Here is a 16,404-nt window from a genome sequence, read left to right as displayed (position 1 = left end):
GCTGTACCGGCCGGAGAAGAGGCGGCATGACAGCGGCGGACAGCTATTCCTACGGGCCCTATCACGAGGGGCCGGATCCGCTCGCGCCTCCGCTCGACCTGCGGGAGGCATTGGCCGATATCGGCCGTGAGGTGATGGAGGGTTCGTCGCCGCGGTCGGCCCTCGAGGAACTGTTGCGACGTGGAACGACCGGGCTGCCGGGGCTCGAGGAGCTGACTCGGCGGCTGTGGGAACGCCGGGCCGAGATCTCCCGTAACCATCGCCTGGACGGGACATTACAAGAGGTCCGGGAGCTGCTGGACAAGGCGCTGGAAGCCGAACGCCGGGCACTTTTCCCCGATCCCGCCGACGACGCCAGGTTCGCCGAAATGCAGCTGGACGCCCTGCCGTCCAGTACCGCGGGTGCGGTCCGCGAACTCGGTGAGTACCGGTGGCGTTCGGAAACCGGACGTGAGAACTACCGGCAGATCCGTGATCTACTCGGCCGGGAATTACTGGAATCCCGCTTCCAGGGTATGAAACAGGCGTTGCAGAACACGACCCCACAGGACGTGGAGCGGGTCCGGCAGATGATGTCGGATCTCAACGACCTGCTGGCCGCGCACGGCCGCGGCGAGGACACCACCGAACAGTTCGCCGAGTTCATGGCCGAGCACGGTGAGTTCTTCCCCGAGAACCCCCGCAACACCGAGGAATTGATCGACAGCCTGGCCGCCCGCTCCGCCGCCGCGCAGCGGATGCTGAATTCGATGTCGGATCAACAGCGGTCGGAATTGAACGAACTGCTCGGGCAGGCGTTCGGCGATTCCGCGCTGGCCCAGCAGATCGCCGCCTTGGACGCCAATCTGCGTGATCTGCGTCCGGGTGAGGATTGGGAGTCGGGCCGGCGGTTCCGCGGCCAGGATCCGCTGGGGATGGGGGAGGCGGTCGAGGCGATGCAGGACCTCGGCGAACTCGACGAACTCGCCGCGCAGCTCGCGCAGTCGTATCCGGGCGCGCGGCTCGAGGATATCGACCTGGAAAAGCTGGAACGTCAGCTCGGCGCCGACGCCCGGGTCGACGCCGCCCGGCTGGCGGAACTGGAACGGGAACTGCGCCGCCAGGGTCTGTTCGAACGGGCACCCGACGGCTCGTTGCGATTGACCCCCAAGGCCTTACGGCAGCTCGGGGAGGTGGCGCTGCGGGATATCGTCGGACAGCTGCGCAGCCGCAAAGGAGAGCGGGAAACCGCCCGCGCCGGCGCCGCCGGGGAATTGACCGGCGCGAGCCGGCCCTGGCAGTTCGGCGATACCGAACCGTGGGATGTCTCGCGGACGGTGCGCAACGCGGTGTTGCGGACGGCGTCCGCGGGCAGCCCCACGGTGACCTTGGATGTCGCGGATGTGGAGATCGCCGAGACCGAGCAGCGGTCCCGCGCGGCCGTCGCGCTGTGCGTGGACACCTCGTGGTCGATGGTGCAGGACGGGCGCTGGGTGCCGATGAAGCGCACCGCGCTGGCGCTGCAACACCTGATCAGCACCCGGTTCCGCACCGATGCACTCGAACTGATCACCTTCGGCCGTCATGCCACCACGGTGGAGATCGGGGAACTGACCGCGCTGGAACCGGTCTGGGAACAGGGCACCAATCTGCACCATGCGCTGCTGCTGGCCGGCCGGCATCTGCGCCGCCACCCCGACGCCGTGCCCGTGGTACTGGTGGTGACCGACGGTGAACCCACCGCCCATCTGGAATCCGACGGGACATCGTTCTTCAACTGGCCGCCGGACCGGCGCACTCTCGCCACCACCATGATCCAGGTGGATTCGCTGGCGAAACTGGGCGCGTCCATTTCGGTGTTCATGCTCGGTGACCAGCCGCGGCTGGCCGCCTTCGTGGATATGGTGGCCCGGCGCAGCGGCGGCCGGGTGGTGGCACCGGACCTGGACGGTCTCGGTGCGGCCGTGGTCAGCGACTACCTGCGGGGCAGGCGCCGCTGACCCACCGGCGGATATGCGAGGAGGGCGGATGCGGTTGGACGAAGGGCAGGCTCGGGAGCGGTTCGCCGCGGCCCGGGTCGCCCGGCTCGCCACGGTGACCCCCGAGGGCAGCCCGCATCTCGTGCCCATCGTTTTCGCCGTCGCCGGCGATACGATCTACACGGCCGTGGACGCGAAACCGAAATCGACCACGGCCCTGCGTCGCCTCACGAATATCACCGCGAACCCGGAAGTTGCGGTCCTGACGGACTACTACGAGGAAGACTGGACGCGCCTGTGGTGGGTGCGTGCCGACGCTGTCGCCGCGGTGGTGACGGGAGGGAAGGCGCGCACCGGTATCGAGCAATTGACCGCGCGATACCCGGTATACCGGGATCAGCCGCCGCCCGGGCCGGTGCTCGCGCTCGAGGTCACCCGCTGGTCCGGCTGGTCCGCCGGCCCGGCCTGATGTGGGGGAATCCACTCACACCGAGCGGGTGTCACCATCGGTAACGCGCCGGACACCGTGGCCGCCGCCGGCGCGTGACCGCTCACGTCCTGCTCACTGACCGCCCATGGCGAACCGCAGCAGCGCCTGCTTATCGCCCTGCTTGATCTTGCCCTTGCGGTTGAGCACCTCGAGCTGCCAGGCATTGCCGTTGCGGAACGCGCGGGCCACGGCGTTCGCATTGTCGGCCCCCAGCAGCGACGGCCAGATATCGGCCACCTGCTGGCTGCTGCCGCCGGATGCGTCGTACACCTTGAAGGAGATATTGTTCGCCTTCTCGAAGGAAGTGCCCTTCTTGAACGCGGCCGCGACGAAGATGACCGCATCGATACCGTCGGGAACATCGGCGAAGGTCACATGCACGGTTTCGTCGTCCCCGGCGGCCGCACCGGTCTGCTCGTCGCCGGAATGCAGCACCGAACCGTTGCCCAGCGGATCCAGCGAATCCAGCCCGGCGAACCGCACCGGTTCACTGCCCTGCATGAGAATGGCGATGAGGTCCAGGTCCACCCCCTTCTTGCGGCGCGCCCAGCCGAGCGCGCCACCGCTGGCGCCCGCGGAGGGATCCCAGCTGACCCCGACACTCAGCTTGGTCATCCCCGCGAGATCCGCAGCGCCGTCTTCTTTTTTGAGCGTGATCATGGGCCCAACGGTACCGGCTGCCGGAGAACACCGGGTGACCGGCGAGTTCGCGCTTATCGACCGCTCGAACCCGCGGGCCGGTACGGGCGCGGCCAGGGGTGGCGCACGACTCCTTCGACGCTTTCGTTGAACCGCTCCATCAGCCGGACCAGCTGGTCGATTTCGTCGTCGGGCCAGTCGGCGAGCATATTCGCGACTCCGCTGCGCTGCAGTTCGAGATCGGCCTCGATGAGCCGGATCCCTTTTTCGCTCGGCTGGATTTTGCGGGCCACCCCGCCATCGGGGTCGGGGACCCGCTCCACGAGATCCTGTTCGATCATCGCGGCGACCTGCCGGTTGATCGTGGAGACATCGAGACCGAACGCCTCGGCCAGTTCGCGTAGCGACAGCGGCGCTCCGAGTTGCAGGCGGGTCAGGATCAGATACGCGGATCTGTCCAGCTGGAACGGGGTTCTGCGGCGCGCGGCGGGATGGTGCCGGGACAGCAGGGTCAACTCCAGGACGAGCCGTGCCAAGACGGTCGGATCCCGGTGATCCGCCGCACCGGCGGGCAGAGCCGAATCGGACATTCGGCCACTATGGCGTCTGATTCGTCCGATTGCAAAATTGTGCACCATACACAGGCTATGTAACGTGCATAGATGTGACCGCCGTTGCCGATGACCCCTCCAGATCCGGCGAACGGGGTCGTCCGGGCGTCTCGCCCACCATCCTGATCGCAACGCTCAGCACCATCGGCATCGTGGTCTCGCTGATGCAGACACTGGTGGTCCCGCTCATCCCGAGCCTGCCCGCCCTCCTGAACACCACGCCCACCAACGCGTCCTGGGTGATCACGGTAACCCTGCTGGCTTCGGCGGTGTGCACGCCGATCAGCGGCCGGCTCGGCGATATGTTCGGCAAACGCCGCATCCTGCTGTTCGACCTGCTCGCGATGGTCATCGGCTCGGTGCTGTGCGCGATGTCGTCGTCACTGATTCCCTCGGTCGCCGGGCGCGCGCTCCAGGGTGTGGCGATCGGCGCCATCCCGCTGGGGATCAGCATCCTGCGCGACGAATTACCGCCGGAGCGCGTCGGTTCGGCCATGGCCGTGATGAGTTCGACGCTGGGGGTGGGCGGGGCGATCGGGTTGCCGCTGGCCGCGGTCATCGCCGAGCACGCGGATTGGCATGTGCTGTTCTGGGCGGCGGCTGCCATGGGCACGATCGGCGCGGGGCTGATCTTCCGGTTCGTCCCCGAATCGCCGGTACGCACCCCCGCCCCGTTCGATTTCGGCGGTGCCGCGGGGCTGGCGACCGCCCTGCTGGCCCTGCTCATCGCGATCACCCAGGGCGCGCAATGGGGGTGGACCAGCTCCTCGATCCTCACCCTGTTCGCGATATCGATCCTGGTCTTCCTCGGCTGGGGCCGATACGAGATCGGCCGCCGGCACCCGCTGGTGGATCTGCGGGTATCCGCGCGACCCCGCGTGCTGTTCACCAATATCGCCTCGATCGCCGTCGGATTCTCGCTCTACGGCATGTCGCTGACCTTCCCGCAGCTGTTGATGGCGCCTGCCGACACCGGCTACGGGTTCGGATTGTCCATGGTTGCCGCGGGGTTGGCGCTGGCACCCAGCGGTTGCGTGATGATGCTGCTCTCCCCGGTATCGGCCCGGATCTCGGCCCGCTTCGGCCCGAAGCTGACCCTCGGAACCGGTTCGGCCGTGGTCGGTCTCGGCTATCTGTGCGCTTCGGCGATGATGAACAGTGTCTGGCAGATCATGCTGGCATCGGTCCTGGTCGCGGGCGGTGTCGGGCTGGCCTACGCCGCGATGCCCGCGCTGATCATGGGTGCGGTCCCGGTTACCGAAACCGCGGCCGCGAACGGGTTGAATGCGCTGATGCGTTCGGTCGGCACATCGACCTCGGCCGCGGTGATGAGTGCGGTGCTGGCCAATATGACCATCACCCTCGGCAGCCAGGTCCTGCCGTCCCGCGACGCCTTCCACACCACCTTCCTGATCTCCGTCGCCGCCGCCTGCGTGGCCATCGCACTCACCGCGCTCATCCCGAAACAGACGAATATGGCGGACCCGGCATGAGAGCCGCGCAAGCCCGAAACCTCGATCGCGTAGCGTGAGCTTCGGCGGTGGAGGTGAAGGTGTCGGAACGGCTCATGGAACCGGTCGAAGCAGTCGAGATGGAATGGATCGACTACGCCGAATTCGGCGAACGATTCGTCACCCACGCGGTGACCGAATCCCGGATCGAGGCGGCGGTCGCCGGGATCACCGGACGCGGGCTGAGTATCGGCCCGTTCAATCTCGGCCCGGCCGGGCTCGCCGGTTTCCTGGCCGAAGGCCGGATCGGGCGGCCCCAGGTGGTGCGCCGCGGTTCGCGGGTGAGTTTCGATGTCCGGATCCCGGTCTCGCTCGCCGCGAAAATCCTGCTCGGCGGCCGCCGGCTCGGGCTGGAAACGGTGGTATCGATCGACCTCACGTTTCATGCCCGCACCGCTGACCCGCTGCTCATCGTGATCGATATCCCGGAGGTCCGGCGGTCGGATGTGCGGGTGCTGCTGCGGCTGGCCGCGGCGGATTCGGTGGCCGAATGGATGCTCGATCCGATCTCCGGGCTGCTGCAGAACGAGGTCGCGAACCGGGTGAATACGATGCTGCGCGATCCCGGTGTCATGCGCAGCCGGATCTACGATATCGAGGCCATCGTCGACGGTCGGCGCTCTCCGCACCGCGGCCGCACCGAATTCGAGTGGATCGACTATGCCGAGTTCGGCCGCCGTTTCTTCCCGTGGATGGTCACCCGGGAACGTCTCGCCGGTTTCGTCGCGCATCTGGCCGGCCGACCGATCGAGATCGGCCCCTTCCGCACCGGACCCCGCGCGGCCGCCGAGGTCACCGTGCGCGGTGCGGTCGGGCAGCCGCTGCTCACCGACCTACCCGCGGCCCCGGCGGGGGACGGTGATATCGCCCTGGTGCGTTTCGGTCTCACGGTTCCGGTATCGCTCGACCTCACCGTCAACGTTCTCAAGGACAACCGCTACCGGGCCGACGTAGAGATTCCCCTGGTCCTCACCGCCCACGCCGCCGATCCGCTACTGATCGTGGTCGAGGTGGATCCACCCGCCCGCGAAGACGTCCGCCTCGAATACGCGGCCCAGGGCATGCGCGCCGCCGCCCTGGGTGTCCTGGGCGGGATCAAGAAACAGATCATCGCCCAGGTGGTACGGGTTGTCCGCGCCGAACTGGCCGACCCCGCCACCCGCACCTTGGACGTGGCCGCACGAATCGACCGCATGCTGTAGCACGGCGACCGATCCGAAAGCCGGTGGTCCGAACCGAATATGGATGCCCGGCTCCGGAGGCGTGGGCCGCTACCGTGCCGAGCAGACAGGTGTGCACTGCGAGCTGCCCGCTGTCGACAGCGACGCGGCTTCCCCGAGAGAGTGGCAAGCGTCGGCGAACCCCGTACTCATGCTCGGTGTGCCGGGGAATTCCGTCTGCGGATCGCCGGCGCAGTCGCCCGCGGTTCGTGCCGTGCTCCGCGGGACCCGCGCGTCAGCACGGTGGAGAACACCGCACGTGATGCAATGGTTTCCGCGTTCGAGGCTGTCGATGCGCAATGGGGCCCGACGGCGCCCGAACAGACCTGTGCTGTTTCCACCGGGTGCGAAGGAGACTTCGATGGTTTCTCTGTCACGACGTGCGCTGCTCGGGTACACCGCCGCCGGAGTCGCGGCGGGAGCAGTGGGTTCGGCGTTCGGCGCCCGGCCCGCCGCGGCCGCAGCGCGGGGCACACTGCTCGACTATGCGGCGGGTGTGCCGTCGGCGGAAGCGATCAAGGCGGCCGGGCACGCGGGGGTCATCCGGTACGTGTCGGATCGGCGGCCGGGGGCGGAGTGGATGGCAGGGAAACCGCTGCTGGCCAGGGAAGTTTCGGCGCTGCGCGAGGCGGGGCTGGCGATCGTGTCCTGCTACCAGTTCGGCAAGGGCCCCACCGCGGACTGGCGGGGCGGGCTGGAGGCCGGTAAGCGGCATGCCGAACGAGGGCTGGAATTGCACCGCGACGCAGGCGGTCCGGAGAATCGGCCGATCTACGCGTCCATCGACGACAATCCCACGCCCGTCGATTTCGCGACCATGATCCTGCCCTACCTGCACGGATGGCAATCGGTGGTGGGTCGCGAGAACACCGGTGTGTACGCCAACGCCCCCACCATCGAACTGGCCCGGATCGCCGGGGTGGGTGCCTGGTTCTGGCAGCACGATTGGGGCACCCCGGAAGGGTTCGTGCATCCCGCGGCGAACCTGCACCAGTTCGAGATCGACGATCGGACGGTGGACGGGGTGGGGGTGGATGTGAACAGTATCCTCACCGCGGAATACGGCGCCTGGTGAACACGGCTCATTTCTTCGTCGCCGGCTTCGGCCGGTTCGCCGCCACATACATGTAGATCAGCGGGACCACCGCCCCGCACAGGAACAGCAGCAGCGTCGGCAGATCGCTGCGTAGCGGGTAGTCACCACCCGGCCCGCGGCTGGCGGCGATCAGGAATGCGGCCAGCCACGCGCCGACCGGCAGGAAAAGTACCGAGAGCCGGGTGCTCACCGTCGCGACCGCCCACACCAGCGCCAGATTCACCGGCCCCGCCAGGATCGCGGTGATCGGCACCGGCACCGTGCCGATATAGAGGGGGAGATAGAGCACCTCGAGGATCAGTGCGATCACCGCGTCCAGGACGAGCACGGCGATGATCAACGGGCCGGGTATCCCGTTGACGGCAGCGGTGGCCCAGCCGCCGATCCGCGACCGCAGGCTCCGGGCCGGGGCCGCCGAATCGTCCACGGTGGCGGTCACCGGCGCGGCCGAGTCGCCGGCGGTGCACCTGCTGTCGCCCGCGCCGCGCGGGCCGGGTCGCCCTCGAATTCCCAGTGCTGCATGCGGACGAGTGTATTCGGCGCCGCGGTGCCCGGCGGCTACGCCAGTCCGGCGAACAGATCGTCTTCGCGGCCGTCCGCGGCGCGCGGCCCGATCCGGCCGCGCGCCAGTATGTAGTGCTCCTCGGGGAGAACCGGCTGGGCGACCATATTGGTCAGCGCGAACTCGCGCCCCGACGGCGCGACCGCCAGCTGGGTGGCATGGGCCCGCAGCGCGGCACGTTTGGCGGTCAATACATCGGCCACATCGATCGTGGTGGTCACCGAGGCGCTCGGTACGCAGGCGAGTTCGTTTTCCGCCGCGAGCCGCCACCCGGGCGGCAGGGCGCCGGGCAGGCCGTCGACAGTGCGCCGGGCCAGCGCCCGCAGATGATCGCGCAGGATATCGGCGTCGGTCACGGTCCAGTAGAGCTTGGGAGTGTCCCAGCCGCGGGCCGCGGCGGCCGTCACCGCGGCGGTGGTGACCTGATGTGCCCGGATATGGTCGGGATGCCCGTAGCCCCCGTGGGGGTCGTAGGTCACGACCACACGGGGCCGTAACCGCAAGATCATTTCGGCCAGCGCCTCGACGGCGGCGTCACCGGACCGGACGAAGGCGCGCGGATGATCGGCGGCGGGGGTGCCGGCCATACCGGAATCGCGCCAGCGGCCGGCACCGCCGAGGAAACAGGGCGCGCCGGCGTCGAGTTCGGTGAGGGCGCGGGTCAGTTCGCCGATACGGTAGCCGCCGAGCTGGTCGGCGTGATCGGCGGCCAATCCGGCCCAGGTGTCGCCGATGATCTCGCCTTCTTCACCGAGCGTGCAGGTCACCACGGTGACCGGGACCCCGAGCCGGCGATAGTGCGCGACGGTGCCACCGGTGGTGATACTTTCGTCGTCCGGGTGGGCGTGCACCAGCAACAGCCCGCCTTCTGGGGCGGGTGTGCGTTCGGCGTCGGGCGTCACGGGATCCGCCGCCACATCGCCGCGTCACCGAAGATGCCCGCCTGGATGGCTCCGCTGAGCGAGGCACCGTCCACCGACGGGCCGGCTGCGGCGACCACATTGTCCTGCACGATCGGCAAGACGATCGATTCGCCCCACAGCCGTGGTTCGGCGTCGGCCAGCGTGCGGGGCACCTCGACCCCGCGCAGGGCTCCGTCGATCGCCGGCTGGAACTGCGGATCGCAGACACCCGACAGATTGCTGGGCGCCTGCCGCGCCGCTTCCACGGCGGCAGGCACCTCGGTTTCGGATTCCTGCTCACCGTCTTCGGGCGCCTCGGCGGGCGCCGCGGGCGGACAACCGTAGCGGGAGGCCAGTGCCGTCGCGGGGTCACCACCGGTCGCCTCCCAGCCGACAACGGCGTCGATGGTGTTCTCGACCAGTTCTTTCCCGTACAGCTCGTCGGCCGGCAGATTACGCACCGACGCGTCGATTCCGGCGCTGCGCAGCTGGTCGGCGGCGGTATTGGCGACGGCAAGGGCGGTATCGTCGCCGGTCACCGCACCGATCCGCAGGACGAGGGGTTCACCGTTGCGGGCCAGCGAACGCGGTCGCGGTGCGGGGGAGGTGGCCGAGACCGGTGGTGGTTCCGGCGCCCGGCCGAAACCGGCCTCGGCCAGCAGCCCGAAGGCCTGGTCGGCGTTGAGCGGCGGCGGCTGGGTGGGGGTGTAGCCGGGGTCGGAGGGGGAGAGCACCTGCGCGCGAACCGGTTCCACCCAGTTGCCGGTCTGGGCGCCGACGGTGGCCAGTAGCGCCGGGTCCAGCAGCGCGAGGACCGCCGTGCGCACGCGGTGATCGGCGAGGACACCGTCGCGGCCGTTGAGAGTCAGCCGCAGCTGCCGGGATTGCGGCATGATCGCGGTCCGCACCGAGGGAATCGCGGCGAGCTGGGCCTCGGTGGCGACACCGCCGTGTACGAGCGCCATCTGGGTATCGCCGTTGCGCAGCGAATCGGCGAGCTGGGCGGTGGTGCCGCCCCGGCGCAGCAGGATCTGATCGGGCCGGGCCGGAGTGCCCCAGAACCGGTCGTTGCGTTCCAGCAGGATCTCGTCGCGGCCGGGATCGGCGGATTCGATGGTGAAGTTACCGCCCGATACCGGGATCTGCTCGACCAGTGTGCGCTGGAAACCGCCCGGCGAATCCTTCATCAGATGCGAGGGCAGCAGGTTCGCGAACAACTGCGGCCACGCCGGATACGGCTCGTTCAGGACCACGGTGACGGTTTTCCCGCCGCCCGACGAGCGGACGTCGGAGATGAGCCGGTACCCGGCGGGATCGATCACTCCGGGCTGGGTGATCATCTGCTGCCACAGGTACCAGAAATCCTCGGCCGCGATGGGCGCGCCGTCGGACCAGTTGGCCTGATCCTTCAGCCGGTAGGTGATGGTGAACGGTGCCTGCGAGGTAACCGTCGCCGATTCGAGCAAGGCGGTATCCGGTACCCACAGCGTCGCGCCGGGCGCCGCCGGATCCGGGGTCGGCCGGAAGGGGCTCGGCAGCACCATGGCCGCAACCGCCGACGTCGCCGGGGACTGATTCGACCGCAGATGCGGGTTGAACCCGATCCCGATATCGTCGACCGCCACCACCACCGTGTTCTTGGTCGGCAGCGCCGGTTCGGTTTTCGGGCTGTCGGTACTGGCGATGGGCGGCGGCGGGTCGGCGGTGCATCCGGCCAGTACCGGAACGAGCACCGCCAACAGCACCAGCAGCCCGCGCCACACCGCGCGCCTCCCCGAAATCATCCTCGGCACTCTACCCAACGCCCGGCGGTCACGTCCGGCGGCGAAACCGGTTACAGCGCGGCCCGGTCGCGGGCCTTGCGGCGGGACAGTTCCCGGGCCCGCTCATTGGCGGCCAGCGTCACCTTGCGCACCCGCACGATCTCCGGGGTCACCTCGACACATTCGTCGGCCGCGCAGAATTCCATGGCCGCTTCCAGGTCCAGCTGCAGTGGTTTGGCGAGCGTCTCCATCACATCGGCGGTGGAGGAGCGCATATTGGTGAGCTTCTTCTCCTTGGTCACATTGATATCGAGGTCCTCGGCGCGCGGGTTGATCCCGACGACCATGCCCTCATACGTTTCCGCACCGGGTTCCACGAAGAACTGCCCGCGGTCGGCGAGCTGGATCATGGCGAACGGCGTCACGCTGCCGGACCTGTCGGACACCAGCGATCCGGTGTGCCGAGCCCGGATCTCGCCGGCCCACGGCGCGTAACCGTGCGAGACCGCGTTGGCGATACCGGTGCCGCGGGTCTCGGTGAGGAAATCGGTACGGAACCCGATCAGCCCGCGCGAGGGCACGATGAACTCCATCCGGACCCAGCCCGCGGCATGGTTGTTCATCTGCACCATCTTGCCTTTGCGGGCGGCCAGCAGCTGGGTGATGGCGCCCAGGTATTCGTCCGGGCAGTCGATGGTGAGCTCTTCGAACGGCTCGTGCACCTTGCCGTCGACCTGGCGGGTCACCACCTGCGGTTTGCCGACGGTCAGCTCGAAGCCCTCGCGCCGCATCTGCTCGACCAGGATGGCGAGGGCGAGTTCACCACGGCCCTGCACCTCCCAGGCGTCCGGGCGGCCGATATCGAGCACCCGCAGCGAGACATTGCCGACCAGTTCCTGATCGAGCCGCGATTTCACCATCCGGGCGGTGAGCTTGTGCCCCTGTACCCGGCCGACCAGCGGCGAGGTATTGGTGCCGATGACCACCGAGATGGCGGGCTGGTCCACCGTGATCCGGGGCAGCGCGACGGGCTCGTCGGGATCGGCGAGGGTATCGCCGATCATGATGTCGGCGATACCGGCGACGGCGACGATATCGCCGGCCACCGCGACCTCACCCGGCTGCCGCTCGACCCCGACGGTCTGCAGCAGTTCGGTGATCTTGACGTTCTTCACGCCGTCCGCGTGCATCCACGCGACGTTCTGCCCCTTGCGGAGTTCGCCGTTGTGGACCCGCACCAGCGCAAGCCGGCCCAGGAAGGCCGATGCGTCGAGGTTGGTGACGTGGGCCTGCAGCGGCGCGGTCGAATCGCCCTTGGGGGCGGGAATGTTCTCGAGCAGCACATCGAACAGTGCGTCCAGGTTCTCCGCGTTCGGCACCTCGCCGTTCTGCGGCTGCTCCTTGGATGCCTTGCCCGCGCGGCCCGACGCATAGAGCACGGGCAGATCGAGGGCGAGTTCGGCGGCCTCGGCGGCATCGTCGTCGAGATCGGAGGCGAGGTCCAGCAGTAGATCGTGGCTTTCCTCGACGACCTCGGCGATCCGGGCGTCGGGTCGGTCGGTCTTGTTGACCACCAGGATCACCGGCAGACAGGCCGCGAGGGCCTTGCGCAGGACGAACCGGGTCTGCGGCAGCGGCCCCTCGGAGGCGTCCACGAGCAGCACCACACCGTCGACCATGGACAGGCCGCGTTCGACCTCACCGCCGAAATCGGCGTGGCCGGGGGTGTCGATGACATTGATGACGGTGACGCTGCCGTCCGGATGGTGCCGGTGTACGGCGGTGTTCTTGGCGAGAATGGTGATGCCCTTCTCGCGCTCCAGATCGCCGGAATCCATCACTCGATCGACGAGTTCGGCACGTTCGGCGAAAGCGCCGGACTGTCGCAGCATGGCGTCGACGAGCGTCGTCTTGCCGTGGTCGACGTGTGCCACGATGGCGACGTTGCGAAAATCGCGTGCAGACGACACGCCGGTTCCTCCTGCTGTTGGCTGTTGCTTCTCGGTCGGACCCTGGAATAGGGAGATAAGGACTCACCGGGCATCTGGGCCGGGTATACCCTACCGGGGCCTTTGGTCGCTTGTTCGCGCCGCCCAAGGTAAGGGTATGCTAACCCTCATGGGCAAGGTCAAGGCGAAAGAGGTGTCGAGCCTCAAGCCGAAGAAGAAGTGCTGTCGAAAGAAGACGCGCTGCGTGAAATGCCCTGTCGTGATCATGCGGATGAAACGCCTGGAAGCCGCGGGCGCCACCGGTAAGGAATTGAAAAAGGGCCTGAAGAAAGCCCGCGCCGCCTGAGCCGATCAGCGCCGCGAGGCGAATCGCCGGTGACCACTGTTGTGAGAATGCGAATTCGCGGGGTACCACAGCGGTATGACCACACCACTGCTCACCGAAACCGAGATCACCGACGCCCTCGATTCGCTGCCGGACTGGTCGCGTGCCGGCGATACGATCAACCGCACCGTGCAGGCGCCGTCCTTCCTCGCCGGTATCGAACTCGTGCGCCGCGTCGCGGAGGCCGCCGAGGCGGCGAATCACCATCCGGATATCGATATCCGCTGGCGCAAGGTGACCTTCGTCCTGTCCACGCATTCCGCGGGCGGGCTCACGGCACAGGACGTGGCGCTGGCCCGGGAGATAGATCGGCTGGCGGGGCGTTGACCCGGGACACCGCCCGGCCCGCCCAGATGGTCCAGGAGTAGAGCGCGAGCACGCCGATCACATCGACGGCGCCCAGCCACGACCACACCCCCCACCGCGAGATCGTCCAGATCGAATCCTGCAGGAACGACAGCACCCACGGTGCGCCCACCAGGGTGGTGACCAGCCAGTATCCGGCCAGGATCTTCGCACCGGCCACCTCCCGGAACGGTCCGTAGAGCAGCCACAGGACCGTCGGCAGCAGCCAGCCCCAATGATGTGACCAGGAGATCGGCGAGATCAGCAACCCGAACAACTGCACGATCAGCGCGGTACCCAGCAGATCGTCGCGACGCAGCGCCCGCCAGGCGAACCAGCCCAGTGCTGCCATCACCAGTACGCCGGCGATCCACCACGGCCCGGTGCCGACATCGGTACCCAGCAGCCGGCTCAGCGCCCCGCGCAGGGATTGGTTCCACACCGAACCCACCGGGCCGATCCGGTCGGCATCACCGAGCAGGGTGCCGAAGTAGCGCCGGGTCTCCTGAGGGTTGATCAGGAAACTGGCCCCGACCGTCAGGCCGAAGACCACCGCCGACCAGACCGCCGCGAGCCAGCGGCGCCGCGCCAGGAAATACAGCCCGCTGATCGCCGGTGTCAGCTTGATTCCCGCGACCAGCCCGACCAGCGTCCCCGAGATCCACCACCGCGTACTGCGGATGGCGAGCATCACCCCGAGCATCAGGAAGACGTTCACCTGCCCGTAGTCGATCGTGGTGCGTACGGGTTCGAACCACAGCCCCACCGCCGTCCACGCCACCGTGGCGGTTCGCCACCGCCGCTCGGTCAACGCCGCCGGACCCAGCATCAATTCGAAGGCGATCCGCACCACCCAGTAGAGGGCGGCGACGATCGCGAACAACCACAGCACCGCGACCACCGTGAACGGCAGGAAATGCAGCGGGAAGAAGACGACCGCGGCGAACGGCGGATAGGTGAAGGGAAGCGGGAAATCCGGAGTTTTCTCGGCGTAGGTGAAATCGTAGAGACGGTCGGTGAGCAGCGACGCCGAACCGTCCACGTAGACGTGCAGATCCACCAGGTTCATACCGTTGGGCGTCAGCAGCATCCACAGCAGGCGCACCGCCACGCTGATTCCCAGTGCCGCCAGGGCCAGGCGAAACGGTGTGAACCCCCGAAGGTCGGTCCGGGCGCTGGGCTGATTCAAGACGTGGGCTTTCGAGTCGGTCCGGGTCGGCGGCCGGCCCCGGCGCGGCGGCAGGTGTTTCCGGCGCGGAATACATTAACCCGACCGTGTGGTGGCGCTGTGCGACCGGTTGGCCGGATCGTCCGCTGGTGTCGGCGAACGGAAACCGGCGATGTCCGAAACATCGGGTTACCCCACGCGACACACATATACATTCGACTCAAATTTCACACATGTCACAATGGTTACCCGCTACTGTCTGGTATCACAGCGAAATAGGGGTCGCAATCGCTACCCCGGTGCTGTACAACGCGCGCCAGTGTCCTTAGAGTGACCCCGAAACGACGGCTTTTCAGCGTCGCCCAGATGTACCCGAGGTAAGGACGGCTAGACCAGTGCTTCGCACCCGAGGATCGCGGATCGCAATGTCCGCGCTCGCCATTGCGGCGGGCGCCTCCCTCGTGGCGCCCGCGCCGGCCGTCGCGGCCCCGGCCCCCCAGACATCGGTGAACAGCGTCCCGATGGTCCCCGAAGGGGTCCCGGTCGACGTTCTCGCCGCCCTGGCCCCGGTCATCGTCAATCCGCCGGCGGCGCCCATCGCCCAAGACGTTGCCGCGCCGGGTAGCCCCCAGGCCGCGATCCTGGCTCAGGCCCGCGCCCTGCTGGATACGGTGAATCTGCCCCCGCAGATCAAATCGACCCTGGAACGGGTCATCACCTTCCTGGACGGAAGCGGTGGCGGCGGCCCCGATATCCCGGAATCCGGGCCGGTGATCGCCCAGTTCCTCTACCCGACGATCGGTAAGGGCTGCATCGCCCCGTCCGGTGACTCCGTCGGCACGGCGCTCGCGGTTCCCGGCCCGGCGCATCTGCCGCCGCCCGGCCCGGCCGCAGGCCAGACAGGTTTCGTGTTCACCGCGCTCGGCACCGAACGGCCCACGGCCGAACAGCCGCAGCCGATGACGGTGCAGTGGCGCAACATCGATACCGGCGCCGTCGGCACCGAGGTACTCACCGACGAAGCCAAGATCAACCCCGACGGTCCCGCGACGCTTTCGGCAATCGCAAACACGGGCACCGGGCGCGTGGTCGCGGTCATCGGCGGCGGGCTCACCACCCAGGCCACCGAAACCGAGGCGCGCACCTGCTCCTTCGCCCCGACCCTGGGCTTCTTCACCGTCGGCTAGTCACCAACCCACTGTATTTCCGGCGCCTTCATGCGCCGGAAAACAGGCCCGATTGTGGTAAACCGGGGATATGGCGACTGTCGAGCATTCGCACAGGTCGATCCGGAGTCGGCGCGCGTCGCGGTCGATTCTGTCCATCAGATCCGAAGGGTCGATCCTGTCGATCGGATCGGCGTATTCCATACTGTCCATCGGCAGCGCCGGATCGGTACTGTCGATCGGTTCGATCGGATCCTTCGGATCGCTCATCTCCAGCGGGTCGTTCCTGAGCCTCGGTTCGGCGCTGTCCGGGCTGTCGCGCTGGTCGCTGCTGTCGTGGATGGGTAACCATTCGAGTCCGGAGGAACGGCCCGGGCTACGGGTGGTCGCGGACGAACCCGACCTCCGGGTCGCCCCGACCCGCCACTGCCAAACGTGAGAGGTGTCTGTATTTTTGGCGCCGACTCCGTCGGCGCGGCATAAGCCTGTCGAACAATCGTATTCACGCCACGAGGTGCCGTGCTGACGCGGCGGCAGCAGTCGTTGTTGTCCGAATTCACTCATCACAGAACCCCCGGTTCCGATGCGCCGGAGGCTATCCGCCGTGTTCGGTCGGCCGATCACGACTCACCCTCCGAC

Annotated in this window: 16 protein-coding genes; 9 read left to right on the top strand and 7 right to left on the bottom strand. The window is 67.9% G+C overall.

Going from position 1 to position 16,404, the window contains the following annotated elements; genetic code table 11:
• Positions 1–26: 26 nt before the first annotated feature.
• Positions 27–1,979, top strand: a complete 1,953-nt coding sequence (locus QH196_RS01585; RefSeq protein WP_280413946.1) for a VWA domain-containing protein — start codon at positions 27–29, stop codon at positions 1,977–1,979.
• Positions 1,980–2,013: 34 nt separating this feature from the next.
• Positions 2,014–2,427, top strand: a complete 414-nt coding sequence (locus tag QH196_RS01580; protein WP_432279412.1) for a TIGR03668 family PPOX class F420-dependent oxidoreductase — start codon at positions 2,014–2,016, stop codon at positions 2,425–2,427.
• Between the two features lie 93 nt (positions 2,428–2,520).
• On the opposite strand, the gene QH196_RS01575 is transcribed toward QH196_RS01580, so the two are convergent.
• Entirely contained in the window at positions 2,521–3,108 is a 588-nt protein-coding gene (locus QH196_RS01575; protein WP_062973285.1) for a TerD family protein, read from the bottom strand.
• A gap of 53 nt (positions 3,109–3,161) precedes the next feature.
• Positions 3,162–3,677: a MarR family winged helix-turn-helix transcriptional regulator gene (locus QH196_RS01570; RefSeq protein WP_280413944.1), complete on the bottom strand. Its 516-nt coding sequence runs from the start codon at positions 3,675–3,677 to the stop codon at positions 3,162–3,164.
• 74 nt (positions 3,678–3,751) lie between these two features.
• Between QH196_RS01570 and QH196_RS01565 the strand changes: the two genes are divergently transcribed.
• The 3 genes from QH196_RS01565 to QH196_RS01555 all read left to right on the top strand — a co-directional run bounded on the left by QH196_RS01565 (position 3,752) and on the right by QH196_RS01555 (position 7,504).
• Positions 3,752–5,191 carry an MFS transporter gene (locus QH196_RS01565; RefSeq protein ID WP_432279411.1) on the top strand — a complete coding sequence of 480 codons (1,440 nt, stop codon included), beginning with the start codon at positions 3,752–3,754 and terminating at the stop codon, positions 5,189–5,191.
• A 59-nt stretch (positions 5,192–5,250) separates the two neighbouring features.
• Positions 5,251–6,411 carry a hypothetical protein gene (locus QH196_RS01560; protein WP_280413943.1) on the top strand — a complete coding sequence of 387 codons (1,161 nt, stop codon included), beginning with the start codon at positions 5,251–5,253 and terminating at the stop codon, positions 6,409–6,411.
• Between the two features lie 379 nt (positions 6,412–6,790).
• Positions 6,791–7,504 carry a DUF1906 domain-containing protein gene (locus QH196_RS01555; RefSeq protein ID WP_280413942.1) on the top strand — a complete coding sequence of 238 codons (714 nt, stop codon included), beginning with the start codon at positions 6,791–6,793 and terminating at the stop codon, positions 7,502–7,504.
• Positions 7,505–7,511: 7 nt separating this feature from the next.
• Here the strand turns inward: QH196_RS01555 and QH196_RS01550 are convergent, their stop codons facing one another.
• From QH196_RS01550 to typA, 4 genes are all read right to left on the bottom strand, one after another.
• Positions 7,512–7,964, bottom strand: coding sequence for a hypothetical protein (locus tag QH196_RS01550; protein WP_280413941.1), 453 nt, complete (start codon positions 7,962–7,964; stop codon positions 7,512–7,514).
• Between the two features lie 119 nt (positions 7,965–8,083).
• Complete coding sequence (gene mshB, locus QH196_RS01545; protein ID WP_280413940.1) at positions 8,084–9,004, bottom strand: N-acetyl-1-D-myo-inositol-2-amino-2-deoxy-alpha-D-glucopyranoside deacetylase; 921 nt, start codon at positions 9,002–9,004, stop codon at positions 8,084–8,086.
• Positions 8,986–10,773, bottom strand: a complete 1,788-nt coding sequence (locus QH196_RS01540; RefSeq protein ID WP_280413939.1) for an ABC transporter family substrate-binding protein — start codon at positions 10,771–10,773, stop codon at positions 8,986–8,988. Before QH196_RS01540 ends, mshB begins: the two co-directional genes overlap by 19 nt.
• 50 nt (positions 10,774–10,823) lie before the next feature.
• The gene (gene typA / locus QH196_RS01535) at positions 10,824–12,722 is read right to left on the bottom strand and encodes a translational GTPase TypA (protein WP_280413938.1); all 1,899 of its coding nucleotides are present in this window, start codon (positions 12,720–12,722) and stop codon (positions 10,824–10,826) included.
• Positions 12,723–12,870: 148 nt separating this feature from the next.
• Between typA and QH196_RS01530 the strand changes: the two genes are divergently transcribed.
• Positions 12,871–13,047 carry a hypothetical protein gene (locus tag QH196_RS01530; RefSeq protein ID WP_280413937.1) on the top strand — a complete coding sequence of 59 codons (177 nt, stop codon included), beginning with the start codon at positions 12,871–12,873 and terminating at the stop codon, positions 13,045–13,047.
• Positions 13,048–13,122: 75 nt separating this feature from the next.
• Positions 13,123–13,413, top strand: a complete 291-nt coding sequence (locus QH196_RS01525) for a 4a-hydroxytetrahydrobiopterin dehydratase (RefSeq protein ID WP_280413936.1) — start codon at positions 13,123–13,125, stop codon at positions 13,411–13,413.
• Here QH196_RS01525 and QH196_RS01520 read toward each other — a convergent pair.
• On the bottom strand, positions 13,358–14,521 hold the full coding sequence (locus QH196_RS01520) for a mannosyltransferase (RefSeq protein WP_280413966.1): 1,164 nt from the start codon (positions 14,519–14,521) through the stop codon (positions 13,358–13,360). The genes QH196_RS01525 and QH196_RS01520 overlap by 56 nt on opposite strands.
• A gap of 503 nt (positions 14,522–15,024) precedes the next feature.
• Between QH196_RS01520 and QH196_RS01515 the strand changes: the two genes are divergently transcribed.
• Positions 15,025–15,786, top strand: a complete 762-nt coding sequence (locus QH196_RS01515; protein WP_280413935.1) for an Rv1157c family protein — start codon at positions 15,025–15,027, stop codon at positions 15,784–15,786.
• 70 nt (positions 15,787–15,856) lie between these two features.
• A complete protein-coding gene (locus tag QH196_RS01510) occupies positions 15,857–16,204 on the top strand; it encodes a hypothetical protein (RefSeq protein ID WP_280413934.1) in 348 nt (115 codons plus the stop codon).
• Positions 16,205–16,404 lie beyond the last annotated feature (200 nt).

This window comes from Nocardia carnea, assembly GCF_029868325.1.
GTDB classification, from domain to species: domain Bacteria; phylum Actinomycetota; class Actinomycetes; order Mycobacteriales; family Mycobacteriaceae; genus Nocardia; species Nocardia carnea_C.
The sequence above is the reverse complement of the archived record's forward strand: the minus strand, read 5'-3'. Positions and strand labels throughout refer to the sequence as shown.